Raw genomic sequence first — 16,800 nt, 5'->3', positions numbered from 1 at the left:
CCGGGTCTTCGCGCCAGACGAGGGGTCGGACGATGAAGACGCAACTGAAGGAACTGCCGATGCCGGGCTTCTACCGGCCGGAGCACGCCGCACGGTACGCCTACGGGCCCGACGCGGGCCGCCTCCAGGCGGAGGCCGGGGCCTGGCGGACCGCGCAGGGAGTCACCGCCTCCGCGGTGGACTCCTTCAACCTGCACCTGCTGCTCATCGACGTGCAGAAGGACTTCTGCTTCCCGGAGGGCTCGCTCTACGTCGCGGGCCGCAGCGGCCACGGCGCCGTGGACGACAGCCGGCGCATCGCGGAGTTCATCTACCGCAACCTCGGCGCGCTCACGAACGTGACGGCCACGCTGGACACCCACTTCGCGTACCAGATCTTCTTCCCGGCCTTCTGGGTGGACCAGGACGACCAGCCCCTCACGCCCTACCGTGAGGTGACGCGGGAGCAGATCGAACGCGGCCAGGCGCGCCCCAACCCCGCCGTGGCGAAGTGGCTGTGCGGCGGCAACTACCCGTGGCTCCTCAAGCAGGTGAAGTACTACTGCGAGGAGCTGGAGCGCGCGGGCAAGTACACGCTGTACCTGTGGCCACCCCACTGCCTGCTCGGGAGCGACGGGCACGCCCTGGCGGGCGTGGTCCAGGAGGCGCGGCTGTTCCACTCCTTCGTGCGCGGCATCCAGTCCTGGGCCGAGGTGAAGGGCGGCAACCCGCTCACGGAGAACTACTCCGTGCTCCGGCCGGAGGTGCTGGGCCGGCACGACGGGCAGCCGCTGGCGCAGCGCAACACCCAGTTCCTCAAGACGCTGCTCACGGCGGACGCGGTGGTCATCGGCGGGCAGGCCGCGAGCCACTGCGTGAAGAGCTCCATCGACGACCTCTTGGGGGAGATCGTGGCGCAGGACGCGGCGCTGGCGCGCAAGGTGTACCTGCTGACGGATTGCATGTCGGCGGTGACGGTGCCGGACGGCAAGGGCGGCTTCGCCGCGGACTTCACCCCGCAGGCCGACGCGGCGCTCCAGCGCTTCGCCGACGCGGGCATGCACCTGGTGAAGTCCACCGACCCGCTCACGCGCTGGCCGGACCTGCGCATCGGCTGAGGCGGCGCAATCGCTGACACGCAACGCGGTGCCCGCCCGTGTCCTCGCGGACGCGGGACGGGCGGAGCCATGCCCTCGACGAGAGGGGACAGGAGACGGACATGAGCAGCACGAATCCCAATGGGAAGCAGGCCCTGCAGAAGCTCTTCGATGACGCGCACGCGGAGGGGACGCTGAGCGCCGCGGGCCTGCAGGCGCTGACGGTGGTGGACCTGGGCGCGCAGATTCAAGCGGGGCTCGGCGTCCGCGTGGAGGACGTGCAGTCGAGCGAGGTCGTGCTGGTGACGGTGATGCCGGACGACTCGGGGAGCATCGCGGGGCACGTGAAGACGGTGTGCGACGGGCACAACCTGGTGCTCGACGCGCTGATGGCGAGCAAGCAGAAGGACGGCGTGCTCTTCCACACGCGCTACCTCAACGGCGACGTGCTCAACCCCTACCGGCCGCTGGAGGACGTGGTGCGGATGCACTCCGGCAACTTCCGCCCGGACAAGGGCACGCCGCTCTACGACCAGGCCGTGGTGCTGCTGGGGACGGTGCTGGCGAAGTCCCAGGAGTTCAGCGGCAACGGCGTGCCGGTGCGCACGGTGACGCTGCTCATCACCGACGGCGCGGACATGCACTCGTGCAACGCGAAAGCGCGGGACGTGAAGGCCCTGGTGGAGGACCTGCGCCGGGCGGAGAGCCACATCGTCGCGGGCATGGGCATCCACGACGGCAGCACGGACTTCCGGCGGGTGTTCCGCGACATGGGCATCGAGGACCGGTGGATCCTCACCCCTGGACAGACGGCGCAGGAGATTCGCGCCGCCTTCCAGGTCTTCAGCCAGTCCGCCGTCCGGGTGAGCCAGGGGGCCGCGAGCTTCAGCCGCACGGCCCTCGGCGGATTCGGACGGTAGCCACTCCCCGCGTCAGTGGACGCGGGCGCGGGGCAGGTTGGACGGCGCCACGTGGCCGGACTTGAGGCCCAGGTTCGGCGCGCACACCAGCGCCTTCAGGTCCTCCGCGCGGCGCGTGAGGTCGTCGAAGGGCCGCACCGTCTTCGTCACCGGGTCGGTCACCGTGGTGCCCTGGAGGAACGGGGACAGCGTCGACGCCCGTCCCGCCTGCCGGGGTGCCACGTGGAGGAACTCCGTCTGCGTCTCGCCCGCGTGGCAGCCGCTGCACGTGTTGAGGGAGAACTTGTGGCGCACCTCGTTCGACACGTTCGGCGCGCGCCAGAAGAAGTCCAGCGGCACCAGCGCGTTTGCCCCCAGGAAGGGGATGCCCCCCATGCTGTCCGGCACGACGTGGTTCTCCGCGAGCACGTCCGTCTGGTTCTGCATCAGGTAGTCCGCCAGCATCTGCGTGTTCTCGAAGTGGTTCGCCGGCGTGAGCTTCACCGTCGTCGGCAGGAGCCCCAGCGGCGAGAGCACGAACTCGCGCATCTCCCACGGCTCCGCCAACTGGATTTCGTTGGTGCGAATCTGGTTCAGCGCGCTGCCCACGTGGCGGCCCGACATCACCCCCGCCTTCGAGAAGCGGTCCGTGAGCGCCTGGAGCTTCGCGTTGTAGCCGGGGCTGCCCACGCGCACCGCGCCCAGCGCGTGCCAGTCCTCCGCCCAGGCCTGGATGGCCGGCGCGGAGCCACCCGGCAGCGCGTACTCCAGGATGACGGTGAACTCGAGCGGCGCGCCGTTCGGCGCCACCACGCCGTAGATGAAGCGCCCCTCACCCGCCTGGAAGCCCTCGTGGCGCAGGTCGAGGCGGTTGACGATGGCCAGCAGTCGGAACGGCGCGGTGTTGAAGTCCAGCGGCTTCGACGGCCCGCCGCTGCGCGCCTCCCACGGGCCCAGGACCTGCGTCTGCATCTCCGGACGCGGCGGAATCTCCAGCCCGTTCACCATCTGCTTCGTCAGCCACGTCTTCAGCCACCCACGCACCAGCTCGGACGGGTCCTGTCCGCCTGCCATCTCCCGCATCACCGTGCCGAAGTGCCACGGGCCGCCCGGCGCCGTGCGCACCGGGTCGTCCACCACGGACACGTCGGTGATCATCAGCTCACTCGGCTTGTGGATGGTGCACGTCTGCGGCGAGCACTGCGTCCGCGACTCGCAGCCGTTCGCGGTGTTCCCGTCGCAGTCGTAGTACCCCGGCGCGCAGGTGTTGCCGCACGTCGCCGCCACGCAGACGCCGTCCGCGTACGGGTTGTCCTGGCACGAATTGCCGCACGTCCCGCAGTGGTTCGGGTTCTTGGTCAGGTCGACCTCGCACCCGTTGGACGAACGCCCGTCGCAGTCCGCCGTTCCCGGCGGGCAGCGCAGCTCGTAGGCGGGCCCCTCGAAGCAGGCGGAGAAGTTGTAGGCCAGGTCCCTCGCCGCCAGGAACACGCGGTGGCTGCCGCCCGCGCCGAACGGAGCGCTCGCGCTGAACCGCCCCTGCGCGTCCGTCTGCACCATGCGGATGGGCTCCCCCGTGCACGCAACGTCGATGAACACGCCCACCGTCGCGTACGGCTCCGCGGTGCCCGTCACCCACAGCTCCCGGCCCGAGTCGAAGTACTGCCACTTCACGTCCGTCACCCGCGGCGGCGCCGGCGGGGTGCTGTCGTTCTGGTACTCCAGCGGGTTCGAGCAGGTGGACGGCGTGGCGTAGCCGCTCGCGTCCCGCGCCCGCGCGGACACCTTCACCGCCGCGTCCTTCGCCACCGTCACCTGGAAGGAGAACGCGCCGTTGGCGTCCGTGGTCAGCGTCTTCTCCACCGGGCCCTGGCAGTCCGCGCTCTTGAAGATGTCCACCGTGACGCGCGGCTCGGCGCGGCCGCCGAAGGTCGGCGTCAGGCCCTGGTTCGGAGAGGTGGGGCTGATGCTCACGAGCACCGGCGCCAGTCGCTGCGTCCCGCCGGTGCCGCCGCCGCTCGTGGGGTACTGGACCGTGGGGCTGCAGTGCGAGCCGTTGCCCACGCCGTCGTAGACGCGCACCGAGTAGGGCGCGCCCGGCGTCGAGGGCACCTGGATGGGGACCTCGCAGTACGCGCTCTCGCCCACCTGCGTGTTGGCCACCGGCGTGCCCTTGCAGCCCGCGCCCGGGTACACGAACACGGAGGCGCCCGGCTCCGTGTGCAGCGTCAGTCGATGCGCGGGCCCCTCGCCCGACTTGACCCACACGGGCGACGGCGTCTCCGGCGGGGTGCGGTCCACGAAGACGGTGTTGCCGATGACGACGTTGTCACCCTCGCGCGTCTCGTTGACGAGCCCATCCGGGTCCGCCCGTCCGCTCACGAAGTAGATGCCCTCCGTCGCCGCCTGGGCGCTCACCCACGAGGACACCTGCTGACACTCGTCCGGCCGCAGGGAGACGCGGGCACTGCGCGCCAGCAGCACCTCGGTCGCGCCGATGGATTGGGAGGTGGTGAGGAAGAAGGCCACCTCCGTCGTCCCCGCGCTCGTGCCGTAATTGCAGACGCGCGCCGTGACCTGCTGGGGAGCCTCGCCCAGGGTCGACGGGCCGGTGAGGCGGCTCAGCTCGAAGTCAGGGGAGTCGGGCGTCGAGGGGCCGGGCTCGAAGGGGTCGGGGTCCGGCTGGGCCCACGGCGGCGGCTCCGTGTCGAGGTCCGGGTGCTCCACGATGCAGCCCGTGAGCGTTCCCGTCGCGAGCGCGAGTGCCCACCAGTGTCGAGCGTGCATAGGTCTGACGTGCCTCCGGGGAGCGCCAGGGACCGGCCCAGGCTGGCTGAAAGGGGGTGCTCCCACCGTGGCCCTCGACGCGCCCTGTCGGCTTTTATTCAACCTCCCGACTTCCTGGCATCGAGGGTCGGGCGCGCCCCACCGCGTCACTCCGCGGGTGCCTCCGAGGCGTGGGCGGGTAGATTGGCGCCATGGCTGCTTCTCCGCGTGTGTTGCTCCTCGCCGAACGATTTCCCCCGGATATCGGAGGGTTGGCGCGCAGTGGGGCGCGCACGGCGGGGGCGCTCTCCCGGCTGGGGGCCCGGGTGGACGTGCTCGCGTGGACGCGGACGCTGCCCCCCGGCGCGCTGAGCACGGTGGAGGACGCGGGGGAGGTGACGCCGTTCGCCCGGGGCGCCACGCTGCACCGGCTGGGGCTGTTCGGGAACCTGGACCTGTCCATGCAGCACACGTTGGATGTGCTGGGGCACCTGCACACGAAGCGGCGCTACGACCTGGTGTGGGGCCACTACCTGTCGCCGCCCGGCTTCCTCGCCGTCGTGTTCGCGGCGTCGGTGGGCATCGCCTCCACCGTGAGCGCGCGCGGCAACGACGTGGACCAGCTCATGTTCCCGCCCGGGGACTTCGCCCGGCTCCTGTGGACGCTCCAGCGCGCGGACGTGCTCACCGCGGCCTCGGGGGACCTCGGGCGGAAGATGGGGATGCTGCTCGGGCGAGAGGCGCGCGTGGAGGTCATCCCCAACGCCGTCGACACGGACGTCTTCACCCCGGGCCCGGTGGACCCGGCGCTCCGTGAGCGGCTGGGCATCGCTCCGGACGAGGTGGTGCTCGGGTTCTCCGGTGAGCTGCGCCACAAGAAGGGGCTGCCCTTCCTGTTGTCCGCGTTGACGGAGGTGCGCCGGTTGCGCCCCGCGTGCCTGCTCGTCATCGGCGAGGTGCGCGCGCGGGACGCGGAGCACCTGGTGGCCTATCGCGCGGAGCACCCGGAGGATGGCGCGCGCATCCTCGTGTCCGGTGCGCTCGAGACGCCCGAGGCCATCGCGGCGCACCTGCGGCTGTGCGACGTGTATCTCCAGCCCTCGCTCTGGGAGGGCATGCCGAACGCGTTGCTGGAGGCGATGGCGTGTGGCCGCCCCGTCATCGCCAGCGACGCGGGAGGAATTCCCGAGGCGGTGGAGCATCAGCGCAACGGGTTCATCATCCAGAAGGCGCTGCTGAACCACCTGGGACAGGCCTGTCTCGACGTGCTCTCGCTCTCACCCGAGCACCTCGCGGCCATCGGCGCCGCCGCGCGGCGTCGCATCCTGGAGGGGTTCACCGCCGACGCGGAGGCGCAGGTGCTGCGCCGCGTGCTCGCTCGGGCGATTCCCACGGTCGCGTGATTCGGGCGCGGCGAAGCCGGGGCACCGCTGCGTTGCGTGTCCCGGCCTGCTCACGGCGGCGTCCCGCACTTCAGCCCGAGCGTCGTCTCCGCGAGGCCGTGGTGCCGCACGGACCTGCGCGGGGGCGCTGGCGCGGCGTGCATCCAGGCTGGCGGATTCGCGAAGCGCTGCGAACCCAGCATGGCGCTTCAGCGCGAACGTCGTCTCATCGGAGCGTCATGCAGACATGCGTCCAGGCGGGTCGTCCGCTCGTGAGCAGCTCCGCATGGCGTTCCGATGAACGTCGCCTCATAGGTCTGCTACGCGGAGGCGTCGTCGCGGTGCGCATCCGAGCGGGTCCAGTCGTCGGTCGCCGCGAGCGCTGACGGTCGCTCCAACCGCTTCAGCCCGAACGTCGTCTCGTAGGTCCGCACCAGCGCCTCGCGCGCCTGGGTCCACGAGAAGTCCCGCTCCACGCGTGCTCGGGCCCGGGCGCTCAGCGCGGGGCCCAGGTCCACGTTCGCGCGCAGCGCCTTCACCGCCTCGGCGATGGCCTTGGGAGCGCCCGGCCGAATCAACATCACCTCGTCGGGACCGGCGATGTCGCGCACCACGGGCAGGTTGCTGGCGATGACCGGCGTGCCCGACGCCATCGCCTCCAGCAGCTTCAACGGACAACAGCCCTGCACGCAGTTGCGGTCGTTCACCGGCAGCGGCACCAGCACCGCGTCGCAGTCATGGTGCAGCGCCGCGAGCGCGTCCTGGGGCAGGGGCTCCAGCAATTCCACCGCGCCCTCCAGCAACAGGTCTCCGCAGCGGTCCATCAACGCGCGGCGCTGGTGCCTGCGCAGCGGCCCCACCAGCGTCAGCACCGTGGGCAGCTCCCGGCGCAACAGGCGACAGGCCTCGATGGCGTGATGCACGCCCTGCCAGGACGTCATCGTCCCGCTGTAGAGCAGCCGCACCGGACGCCCCGGCTCCGTCGCGCGGGGCGGCGCGTAGCGGAACACCTCCAGGTCCGCGCCATTGGGAATCACCCGCACGCGCGACGCCTGCGCACCCCGCGTCACCAGGTACTCCGCCGTCACCGCGCTCGGCGTCACCAGCAGGTCCGCGCGCGCGATGCACGTGTCCTCCTGCACCTCCAGCTTGCGCAGCAGCTCCACGTCATCCGCCACGTCCGGGTGGTGGTACTTCAGCTCGATGGACGGCAGCCCGTTCACCTCGAACACCAGCGCGTCCGTCAGCGACTCCTTCGCGAGAGCGAGCGGGTAGCCCTCGAAGATGGAGCGCACGTGGACCACGGAGGCGCGGGGCCTGCCCCGCCACCAGGCGGCCAGGTGCGAGCGGAACGAGAGGGCCTGCGCCACCAGGTCTCTCCCCCGAGCCTCCAACGGGTGATACGTCACCCCCTGCGCGAGCGGCTGCGCACCCAGGGGCGTGGTGGCGGCGTCCCGCAGGGCCACCAGGTCCACGCCGCCGAAGGCCGCGCCCAGGGCCTCCACGAACGCCCGGATGTGCACGGCCGCTCCCTTGGGAGCGGGGAAGCGATCGAACGAGGCGTAGATGATTCCCGAAGCGCCGGACGTGAAGGCCACGCATGGGTGCTATCGCGCCTCGTGGACCCGCGCAAACGCCCGGGTTTGACCCTCACCCGGCGGACCCATACGCTCGGCCGTCTCGACTCTGACTCTGAGGGGGAGTCCTCGTCGTGTCCCGCGATTACGACCTCGAAACCCTGGTCCACCAGATGGAGCGTCAGCCGCGCTATTCCAAGACCGCGCCCCTGGCGCAGGTGATGGACGACCTGGACTTCTTCGAGAGCATCGATGACGTCGTGGCCGCCCTGCGCGAGAAGTGGTCGGGGCGGGGGAAGACGGCCACGGCTGCGGCCAGCATCTCCTTCGTGCTCTGCCTCATGTGCCTCTTCGCGGACGCGTTCTCCGGGGTGGTGGCGTGGGTGCTCGGGGGCGTGTTCATCGTCTCGCTCGTCGCGACCCTGGTCTGCCTGAGCAAGAACCACGGCCTCGGCAAGCGGGACCTGCCCGACCGTCGCTACCAACTGGTGATGTACCTCCTGCGGCGGCTGCGCAAGGACATCCCCCCGGACGAGCCCCTGACGCTGAACCTGGACCTCACCGACCTGGACGCGACGGAGAAGTGGAAGGGCTCCGGGCGGGCGGGGGACTGGACGACGAACGACTACGTGGACCCCTGGCTCCAGCTCCAGGTCCGGCTCGCGGATGGCACGCACCTGCGCCTCACCATGGAGGAGTGGCTCCAGAAGCGCTCGCGGTCCAAGCGCAACTACCGGGGCAAGGTGAAGACGAAGCACAAGTCGAAGAGCAGTACCGTCCTCGGCGTCCAGCTCCGGGTGAAGCCCGAGCGCCACCCGGACCTCGTCTCGCTCGAGGGGGCCGCCCGGAAGGCGTTGAAGCTGCCCGCGTGCGTCACGGACACGCGCCTCGACGTGTCCGAGGACCGGCTCGCGCTGCGCACCCGCCTGCCGTTGGAGTGGCTGGCGGTGGACCCCAGCCAGAACGACACCCAGCCGGACTACTCCCAGAACGAGTACGGCACCGGCACCCCGAACCAGAGCCGAGACATCAACGGGCGCTGGGTGGAGACCGTGCCGGACGCGACCCGGACGTTCCTGATGATGATGCTCAGCCTCTACCAGGTGCTCAACTACTCCACCGCCTCCCAGCGCAAGTCTCCCTCGAGGGCCACGCCATGATTCGACACCTGCCCTGGTTGGCCCTCCTGCTGTGGGTCGGCTGCTCGAAGCCCTCGGGCTCCGAGGTCCCGACGACGCGGGCGTCCGCCGCGGAGGCGGAGCAGGACGACACCGCGTCCGCCGGCAAGCTCAAGTTCAAGGACGCCGACGACCGCGAGCGCTTCTCCCTCAAGCCGAAGGACGACGGCGCCAAGCTGGTGGATGGCGACAACCGCGAGCTGGCCCGCCTCAAGTGGAAGGGCGTGTCGCTCAAGGTGTCCGACCCCCAGGACGTGCCGCTGGCGCACGTCGTGGGCTCCGCGGGCGGCGCGCTCACCGTGCGCGACGGCGCGCAGCAGCAGGTCCTCTACACGCTCGCGCGCCAGGGGACGGGCTGGCGGCTCAACGACTCCCGGGGCGCGCTCCTGTACACCGTGTCGCCGGACGAGGACGGCGCCCGCGTGCAGGAGGCCTCCGGCGTCGAGGTGGCCCGGGTGAAGGTGCGCGAGGGCAAGGTGTCGCTGAAGGACGCGGGCGGGCGGACGCTGCTCGCCACGAAGTCCGACGTGCGCGCGGACGCGGTGGCCTGCCTCGCCTTCGAGAAGCTCGACCTGCCGCTGCGCGTGGCGCTGCTCCATCAACTCCAGACTCCGCCCACGGCCGCCGCGCCGTGAGCCCCTCGACCCCACCGGAGCCGCTCCGCTCATGAACGCAGAGACCTGTCAGGTGGCCACGGGCTTCCTCTTCACCCGCGAGTGCGGTCTGCCCGCCGAGGCGCTGTGCCCCAACTGCGGCAGGCGCGTCTGTGACGCGCACCTCACGTCGACCGAGGAGGGCGCGCTGGTGTGCACCGCGTGCGCCGGGACCGCCACCCGCGAGACGGAGGACGACGCGAGCTACTACTACGACGACTACGGCTACTACGGCGGGCCGAACTCCTTCTGGGGCCAGCGCACGTCGAGGGACCCGCACGACTTCACCGAGGCGGATGGCGGGAGCCTGCGCCACGAGGGTGACGCCGCGTTCGAAGAGGACATGGTCGGAAGCTGATGGCGCGGTGGCTCCTCTACGCGCTGGGCGGAGGCATGGGCCACTTCACGCGCTCGTGTGCCCTGGCGCGCGTGGCGCTGAAGCGGGGCCACCGCGTGTCGTTGGTGACCAACAGCGACTTCGCGCCGGACATGCCGTTGGAGGCCATGCTCGGGCCGGGCGGTCGCGTGTACCGGCTGAGCGCGGCCCTGGACAAGGACGCGGTCCGCGAGGCGGTGGAGGCCCTGCTGGAGGGCGTGCGCCCGGACCTGCTCGTCGTGGACACCTTCCCTCGCGGCATCGCCGGCGAGCTGGCGCCGCTGCTGCCCGAGCTGCGCATGGGCAAGGTGCTGGTGCACCGTGATTTGAACCCCACCTACGTGGAGCGCTTCGACATCGCGAGCGCGGTGGAGGCGTTCGACCTGCTGCTCGTCCCCGGTGAGGACGCGGCCTTCGCCGGACACCCGCGCGCGGTGCGCACCGCGCCCTGGGTGTTGCTGGGCCAGGACGAGTGGATGAGCCGCGCGCAGGCCCGCGCGTGGTTCGGCCTGGAGTCCGGCGACGCGCGGCCCCTGTTCGCGGTGATGGGCAGCGGCAACGCGGTGGAGGTCGCGGAGGCGGGGGACATCGCCGAGCGTCTCCAGGCGCGGCTGGGGGAGGCCGCCGCCGTGCGGTGGCTGGTGCCGCCCGGGCCCTGGTCGCCGGAGCACCCGCACGCCCGCCGCCGCAAGCGCAAGCCGGGTCGGGTGCCTCCCCGCGAGGTGTGGCCCGCGCTGGCGGTCATGCCCGGCGTCGACGTGCTGGTGGGGGCGGGCGGGTACAACACCGTGCAGGAGGCGCGCGTCACGGGCACGCCGCTGGTGGCGCTCGCCCGGGAGCGCCGCTACGACCGGCAGGCGCTGCGACTGCGTCCGGAGGAGCTGGCCCACACCGGCGAGGAGCTGGTGGCGAGGGCCGCGGCGCTGCTGGACTCCGGCGCCCCGCGGGGACGCTCGCCCGCGACGTACGCGGGCGGCGCGAAGGACGCGGTGGCGCTCATCGAGCGCATCGTCCTCAGTGCTTGAGGTCCTTGTGGCCCGGCGCCGGGTCGATGCCGTGCGCCATGATGAAGTGGTAGAGGACCTGCGGGTCCTCCTTCGGTCCCCCCATCAGCTCCACCAGGAAGTGGCCCTGCGTGCCGGACTCCGGGTCCGGAGCGACGGTGACTTCCGTGACCTCGCGGCCGGCCATCACCAGCTCGCCCACGAGCGCCTTGCCCTTGAGCACCTGGACGATGTGCTGGCGCTCCTCCTCGAGCAGCAGCCAGTGGAAGTCGTCGTGGTCGTACAGCATCGCGTCCACGGAGCCGGCGCGCAGGATGCACTGCGTGTGCTCCTGCAGCCACCGCCAGAAGCCATCGAATTTCAGGGTACGTACCGGCTGGGAGAGCATGTCCATGGTGACCTCGTCGCGCGCGGCCAGGGGGGCTCACGCTCGCCCGCCACGTCCGTCCTCCCTAGCACGATTGCCCGTGGCCAGTGATGACGGCATGTGGAGAACCTCGTTCTCCGCCCGTCTGCTGTCCAGTCCGTGAATCCTCCACGGGTGGACCTTGTTGCTCCAGTCAGGAAGGGGGCGTGAGCACCAGCGTCCCCGGTTCGTGGAGGACCGAGCGTGAGAATCCCCGCCCACCGCATGGCACGTCGCCAGGTCCGGTCCCTCCTCCGGGAGGCGCCATGAGCCTGCGCGCATGGCTCGCCATCACGCTGGGCGGCCTGGCCCTCGTCACCCTGCTGGCCGCCGGGGCGCTCATCGGCCTGACGAACGCGCAGCACCACTCGGCGAACACGCTCGGGGACTCCGTGGAGGGGCTGCACCGGGCGGAGGAGCTGGAGATCGACCTGCTCATCCACTTCCGCCTCAGCGGCGTGGCGGGGCCGGTGGAGGCGACGTCGGACCTCATCCGGGGGCGCACGCTCGAGAGCATCGAGGCCTCGTTCCCCCGCCTGCTCCAGGGACTGGACGCCACGGCCTCGGGGCCGCAGGAGCAGGCCCTCATCCACGAGGTCGACCACCACTTCTCCGGCTACCTCGACGTCCAGCGGGACGCCCTCCGGTTGCCCCTGCGCCAGCGGGCCGCGAAGGTCATCCCGGCGCTGGACGCGGCGCTCGACTCCCTGGAGCGGCTGGTGCAGCTCAACGTCGACGAGGCGCGCATGGCCCGCGAGGCCTCCGCGGACCTCAACCGGATGGCGAACACCATCGGCCTGGTGCTGTGCGGGCTGATGCTGGCGGGCCTGGTGGCGGGCACGTTCCTGCTCCAGCGCATCGCCATCCAGCCGCTGCGAGACATCAGCCAGTCCATGCGCCGCTTCGGCAACGGGCGCAAGCGCACGCGCGCGCCGGTGTCCGGACCCACCGAGCTGCGCGACATGGCGCGCACGTTCAACGAGATGGCCAACAGCCTGACGCACCAGCAGGAGCAGCAGCTGGCGTTCCTGGCGGGCGTGGCGCACGAGCTGCGCAATCCCCTGTCGGCGCTCAAGATTTCGACGGCGCTCCCGGAGCGCAGCCGCGCGCAGCTCACCCCGGAGCGCATGGAGCGGGTGCTCGCCCTCGTGGGCCGGCAGGTGGAGCGGCTGGACCGGATGGTGGGGGACCTGCTCGACGCCACGCGCATCGAGGCGGGCAAGCTGGACCTGCGGCCGGAGGTGCGCGACGCGCGCGACCTGGCGCGCGGCGTGGTGGAGCTGTACCGCTCCAGCGACACCGGGCACGTGCTCCAGTTGGACATGCCGGAGGTCCCCATGCCGGTGCGCGTGGACCCGGACCGGTTGGAGCAGGTGCTCACCAACCTGGTCAGCAACGCGCTGAAGTACTCGCCCTCGGGCAGCCGCGTGGACGTGGGGGTGCGCCGGGAAGGGGACGAGGTCCTCATGTCCGTGAGGGACCAGGGCATCGGCATCACCGACGACGAGAAGCGCATGCTCTTCGCGCCCTTCCAGCGCGCGGGCAACGCGCGGCGGCGCGCCCCGGGCGTGGGGCTGGGGTTGTCCGTCGCCCGCCGCATCGTCGAGGCGCACGGCGGACGCATCGACGTGGACAGCCACCCCGGCGTCGGGTCCACCTTCACCGTCCGGCTGGCCTGCGCCACCGGCGCGGTGGAGGCGCATCCCGAGCCGCCGAGCGGCCACCTGCACTGAGCGGGAGGGGCGCGCGGGCGCGATGAAGCGTTGCGTGTCGCGCTCGCGTCGAGGAGGCTGCGTGCGCCTGGACCGGGGCGGACGTACCTTCCGGGCCACACGACAGGAGTTGCCTGGACCATGAAGATTTCGCGCCGAGTTGCGCCCCTCGTCATCCTGCTGTCCGCTGGAGGACTGGGCGCATGCGCCTCCAAACAGCAGGCCCCGGCGGCCCAGGCCGCGCAGGCCCCCGTGACGCCGGCGACCGTCGTCCAGTCCACGGAGGGTGGCTTCTCCGTGTCCCTGCCCGGCCCGGTGAGCGAGGAGCGCCGCACCCAGGTCACCGAGGTCGGCGAGGTGACACTCCACACCTTCATCGCGGTCCGTCCGGAGGCGGACACCGCGTACTACGTCTCGTATACGGACTTCCCCGCGGCGGCCGTGCAGCAGGCGGACCCGCGCGACGTGGTGTCCCGCGCCAGCCTGGGCGCGCTGGAGGCCCTGGGGGCCACCGGCGTGTCCTCGCGCCCGCTGACGCTGGAGGGCTTCCCGGGCTGGGAGGTGGAGGGCGTGTCCGGCCCCCGCCGGCTGCGCGGGCGCTTCTTCCTGGTGGGCCACCGGCTGTATCAGCAGCTCCTGCTCCACCCCGAGGGCCGCATCCCCCAGGACGCGGACGGCTTCTTCGAGTCGTTCAAGCTGGACCCGCAGATGGCGGCCATGCTGACGGGCGCCCGGCGCTCGTGAGGCGCGGCCGCGCGGGAGGCCTTTGAGGCGGTGATGGCGGGTGGTGTATGGCATCACCCGCATGAATCTCTCGGGCATCGACCTGAACCTGTTCCTGGTGCTGCACGCGGTGCTGGAGACGGGGAGCGTCACGGACGCGGCGGCGCAGCTCCACGTCACGCAGTCCGCGGTGAGCAACGCGCTGGCGCGGCTGCGCGACGTGCTGGGGGATCCGCTGCTGGTGCGCAGCGGGCGGGGACTGGTGGCCACGCCGCGCTGCGAGGAGCTGCGGCCGCTGGTGGCCGGCGCGGTGGCGCAGTTGCAGAGAGCGGTGGACGGCCAGCGCTTCAACCCCGAGGAGGACACGCGCGTCTTCACGCTGTCGTGTGGTGACAACCAGGACGTGTGCGACGTGCCGCTGGTGGTGGAGGCGTTCGCGCGCCGCCTGCCCCGGGCGTTCCTGCGCGTGGTGAGCATCGACTACCTGGTGGCGTCCAACGGCCTGGCCACGGGAGACGTGGACGTCGCGCTGGCGCCCCGGGCCGTGGCCGAGCGGGACGGCTACCTGGCGGAGGACCTCTACCTGGAGCGCACCGTCTTCCTCGTGCGCAGGGACCACCCGCGCATCACCGGGAACACGCTGACGCGGGAGGCCTTCAACACGGAGAAGCACGTGGACATGCTCATCAACAGCGGGCGTCCCGGGGTGGGGCACCGCATGTTCGAGCAGTTCTGCAAGGCGAACGGGCTTTCGTTCAAGCCGGCGCTCGCGGTCTCCCACTTCGTCGCGGCGGGCATGGCCGTCACGCGCTCGGACCTGGTCGCGGGGATGCCGGCGCGCACGGCGGACGTGCTCTGCGCGATGCTGCCCCTGCGGCGGCTCCAGTTCGTTCCGGACCCGGCCGCGATCCCCATGTCGCTCATCTGGCATCCGCGCACGAGCACGGACCCCGCCGCGCGCTACTTCCGGGAGCTCATCGTCGACGTGCTGCGCGATGGTTCCGTGGCGAAGGCGGAGGTCCGCGCGAAGCCCCGTCCCCAGGCCGCGCGGACCCGCAAGCGCTGACGCCCCCGGGACGTGGGTCCCGGAGGCGTCGGCGTGCTACCGGGGAATCTCTCCGAAGGCCCCCGACTCGAAGTCGTAGATGGCCTGGATGATCTCCCGGTGGTTGTTCATCACGAACGGCCCGGTGTGGGCGATGGGCTCGCGGATGGGCTCACCCGCGAGGACGACGAGGTGCGTGTCCTCCTCGGCGCGCAGGGACAGCGAGTCCCCGTCGTTGGCGAAGACCGCCAGCTCTCCGCCGCGAACCATCTCCGCGTCCGCCGACACGCGACCCCGGGTGACGAGCACCAGGGCGTTGTGGTTCGACGGGAGCGGCAGCTCGAAGCGCTCACCCGCGCGCACCTTCACCTCGAGCAGGGTGATGGGCGTGAAGGTCCGGGCGGGACCCTTCGCCTCGCCATACCCGCCGGCGATGACGCGCACCTTGCTGTCGTCCGTGACCGCCCCGCCGGCCTGCACGGGGACCACGGGGATCTGCTCCTTCGTGATGGGCTGATAGCCCGGAGGGGACATCTTGTCCTTGCGAGGGAGGTTCACCCAGAGCTGGAGCATGTGGAACGTGCCCCCGCGCCGGGAGAACCCGGGCTCGTGGTACTCCTCGTGGAGGATGCCGGACGCCGCCGTCATCCACTGCACGTCGCCCGGGCCGATGACGCCGGCGTGCCCCGCGTTGTCACGGTGCGCGACGGAGCCCTCGAAGGAGAGCGTCACCGTCTCGAAGCCGCGGTGCGGATGCCAGCCGACGCCCCGCTGGCCCTTGTCGAGGGCGGGGTAGGCGAAGGGCGGGTGGTAGTCCAGCAGCAGGAAGGGACTGGTCCGCTCCTGGCGCAGGCCGCCGCTCGGCACGAGGGTGTGGACGCGGAAGCCGTCACCCACCCAGTGCAGCTCGCCGCCGCCGTGGACACTCTCCACGGTACGGGGACGGGGCGTGGTGTGCGGCGTCGTGGGGATGCTGACGTGGGTCGTGGTGCTCATGGTCCACAACCTAAGCGCCGACCCCCGGCTGTAAATCGCCCCCGCGCGTGATGCTTTTCATCACGTCGTGTGATGGTCCGCGCCGGCGAGCGCCAACTGGCAGAGCGAGGTGAGCCTGTTGGCCGCCCACGTCGCCACGGGCCCCAGGGGCGTGCCCTTGCGGCGCACCAGGGCGAGCGGGCGCTGGGGTGGGGGACCGCCCTCCCACGCCGCCAGCCGCAAGGGCACCAGCCGGCCCGCGGCCAGGTCCTCGCGCACCAGGTGCTCGGGTTCGTGGCCCCAGCCGACGCCGCCGAGCAGGAGCGCGTGCTTGGTCATCAGGTCCGCCACGCGCCAGGTGCGCGTGCCCAGGACGCCCCGGTCCGCGGTGCCGGCCTTCCCCTCCGGGAGCCGCTCGCTCAGGACGACCTGGATGGCGGAGGACAGGTGCTCGTCGGTGAGGACACCCTTCACCTTCGCCAGGGGATGTGAGGGCGCGGCGACGGGAATCATCTTCAGCAGCGCGATGGGGCGCTGCTCCAGGCCGGTGAGGTCCAGGTCCGCGCCGGCGATGCCCAGCGTCGCGCGCCGCTCGCGCACCCGCTCCGTCACCGTGGACAGCAGCTCCACCTCCAGCGCCAGCTCCACGCCCGGGTGCGCGCGCGCCAGCTCCCGCACGAAGTCCAGCAGCGCGTCGGTGGGGAACATGGCGTCCACGACGAGGGAGAGCTTCGTCTCCTCGCCGCTCTTGAGCCGGCCCACCACGGCCTGGAACGACGCGAGGTCCTCGTGGAGCCGCCGGGCCGCGGCGACGACGGCCTCGCCCTTGGCCGTCAGGCGGGGGACGCGCCCGCTGCGGTCGAAGAGGCGCAGGCCGAGCTGCTTCTCCAGCCGCTGCATGGCCTGGCTGACGGCGGGCTGCCCCTGGCCGAGCTTCCGCGCCGCCGCGGAGAAGCTGCCCTCCTCGGCCACCGCGCGGAGCGTGCGGAGCTGGTCGATGGTGACGCTTTCGAGCACCGCGCGACTGC

15 protein-coding genes are annotated in these 16,800 nt (G+C 71.7%); 10 read left to right on the top strand and 5 right to left on the bottom strand.

Translation table 11 applies throughout. From position 1 onward, the window contains the following. The first annotated feature begins 32 nt into the window (after positions 1–32). Both LZ198_RS27430 and LZ198_RS27425 read left to right on the top strand, forming a co-directional pair. Complete coding sequence (locus tag LZ198_RS27430; RefSeq protein ID WP_253975030.1) at positions 33–1,097, top strand: cysteine hydrolase family protein; 1,065 nt, start codon at positions 33–35, stop codon at positions 1,095–1,097. 101 nt (positions 1,098–1,198) lie between these two features. Then, positions 1,199–1,996 carry a hypothetical protein gene (locus LZ198_RS27425; protein WP_253975029.1) on the top strand — a complete coding sequence of 266 codons (798 nt, stop codon included), beginning with the start codon at positions 1,199–1,201 and terminating at the stop codon, positions 1,994–1,996. Between the two features lie 12 nt (positions 1,997–2,008). Here LZ198_RS27425 and LZ198_RS27420 read toward each other — a convergent pair whose 3' ends face one another. Continuing rightward, positions 2,009–4,762, bottom strand: a complete 2,754-nt coding sequence (locus LZ198_RS27420) for a CARDB domain-containing protein (protein ID WP_253975028.1) — start codon at positions 4,760–4,762, stop codon at positions 2,009–2,011. A 191-nt stretch (positions 4,763–4,953) separates the two neighbouring features. Between LZ198_RS27420 and LZ198_RS27415 the strand changes: the two genes are divergently transcribed. Next, positions 4,954–6,144, top strand: a complete 1,191-nt coding sequence (locus LZ198_RS27415; protein ID WP_253975027.1) for a glycosyltransferase — start codon at positions 4,954–4,956, stop codon at positions 6,142–6,144. 299 nt (positions 6,145–6,443) lie between these two features. On the opposite strand, the gene LZ198_RS43475 is transcribed toward LZ198_RS27415, so the two are convergent. Then, positions 6,444–7,721 (bottom strand): glycosyltransferase family 4 protein, encoded by a 1,278-nt coding sequence (locus LZ198_RS43475; RefSeq protein WP_253975026.1) that lies wholly within the window; start codon positions 7,719–7,721, stop codon positions 6,444–6,446. 113 nt (positions 7,722–7,834) lie between these two features. Between LZ198_RS43475 and LZ198_RS27405 the strand changes: the two genes are divergently transcribed. From LZ198_RS27405 to LZ198_RS27390, 4 genes are read left to right on the top strand one after another with little or no spacing between them, the layout of a single operon-like run. Next, positions 7,835–8,860, top strand: a complete 1,026-nt coding sequence (locus tag LZ198_RS27405; protein WP_253975025.1) for a hypothetical protein — start codon at positions 7,835–7,837, stop codon at positions 8,858–8,860. Continuing rightward, positions 8,857–9,513: a hypothetical protein gene (locus LZ198_RS27400; RefSeq protein WP_253975024.1), complete on the top strand. Its 657-nt coding sequence runs from the start codon at positions 8,857–8,859 to the stop codon at positions 9,511–9,513. Before LZ198_RS27405 ends, LZ198_RS27400 begins: the two co-directional genes overlap by 4 nt. 31 nt (positions 9,514–9,544) lie before the next feature. Further along, positions 9,545–9,889, top strand: a complete 345-nt coding sequence (locus LZ198_RS27395) for a hypothetical protein (RefSeq protein ID WP_253975023.1) — start codon at positions 9,545–9,547, stop codon at positions 9,887–9,889. Further along, the gene (locus LZ198_RS27390; RefSeq protein ID WP_253975022.1) at positions 9,889–10,932 is read left to right on the top strand and encodes a hypothetical protein; all 1,044 of its coding nucleotides are present in this window, start codon (positions 9,889–9,891) and stop codon (positions 10,930–10,932) included. The genes LZ198_RS27395 and LZ198_RS27390 overlap by 1 nt, the downstream gene beginning before the upstream one ends. Here LZ198_RS27390 and LZ198_RS27385 read toward each other — a convergent pair. Continuing rightward, positions 10,922–11,305 carry a serine/threonine protein kinase gene (locus LZ198_RS27385; protein ID WP_253975021.1) on the bottom strand — a complete coding sequence of 128 codons (384 nt, stop codon included), beginning with the start codon at positions 11,303–11,305 and terminating at the stop codon, positions 10,922–10,924. The genes LZ198_RS27390 and LZ198_RS27385 overlap by 11 nt on opposite strands. Positions 11,306–11,583: 278 nt before the next feature. On the opposite strand from LZ198_RS27385, the gene LZ198_RS27380 reads away from it, so the two are divergent. From LZ198_RS27380 to LZ198_RS27370, 3 genes are all read left to right on the top strand, one after another. Continuing rightward, positions 11,584–13,050, top strand: coding sequence for a sensor histidine kinase (locus LZ198_RS27380; protein WP_253975020.1), 1,467 nt, complete (start codon positions 11,584–11,586; stop codon positions 13,048–13,050). Between the two features lie 120 nt (positions 13,051–13,170). Then, positions 13,171–13,773: a hypothetical protein gene (locus tag LZ198_RS27375; RefSeq protein WP_253975019.1), complete on the top strand. Its 603-nt coding sequence runs from the start codon at positions 13,171–13,173 to the stop codon at positions 13,771–13,773. Between the two features lie 61 nt (positions 13,774–13,834). Next, complete coding sequence (locus LZ198_RS27370) at positions 13,835–14,818, top strand: LysR family transcriptional regulator (protein ID WP_253975018.1); 984 nt, start codon at positions 13,835–13,837, stop codon at positions 14,816–14,818. Between the two features lie 36 nt (positions 14,819–14,854). Here the strand turns inward: LZ198_RS27370 and LZ198_RS27365 are convergent, their stop codons facing one another. Together LZ198_RS27365 and LZ198_RS27360 are read right to left on the bottom strand one after the other, a co-directional pair. Next, positions 14,855–15,793, bottom strand: coding sequence for a pirin family protein (locus LZ198_RS27365; protein WP_253975017.1), 939 nt, complete (start codon positions 15,791–15,793; stop codon positions 14,855–14,857). 60 nt (positions 15,794–15,853) lie between these two features. Then, positions 15,854–16,789, bottom strand: a complete 936-nt coding sequence (locus LZ198_RS27360) for a LysR family transcriptional regulator (RefSeq protein WP_253975016.1) — start codon at positions 16,787–16,789, stop codon at positions 15,854–15,856. Positions 16,790–16,800 lie beyond the last annotated feature (11 nt).

This window comes from Myxococcus dinghuensis (assembly GCF_024198235.1).
In the GTDB taxonomy this organism is placed as follows: domain Bacteria; phylum Myxococcota; class Myxococcia; order Myxococcales; family Myxococcaceae; genus Myxococcus; species Myxococcus dinghuensis.
This window is presented reverse-complemented; position numbering and strand designations above follow the sequence as displayed.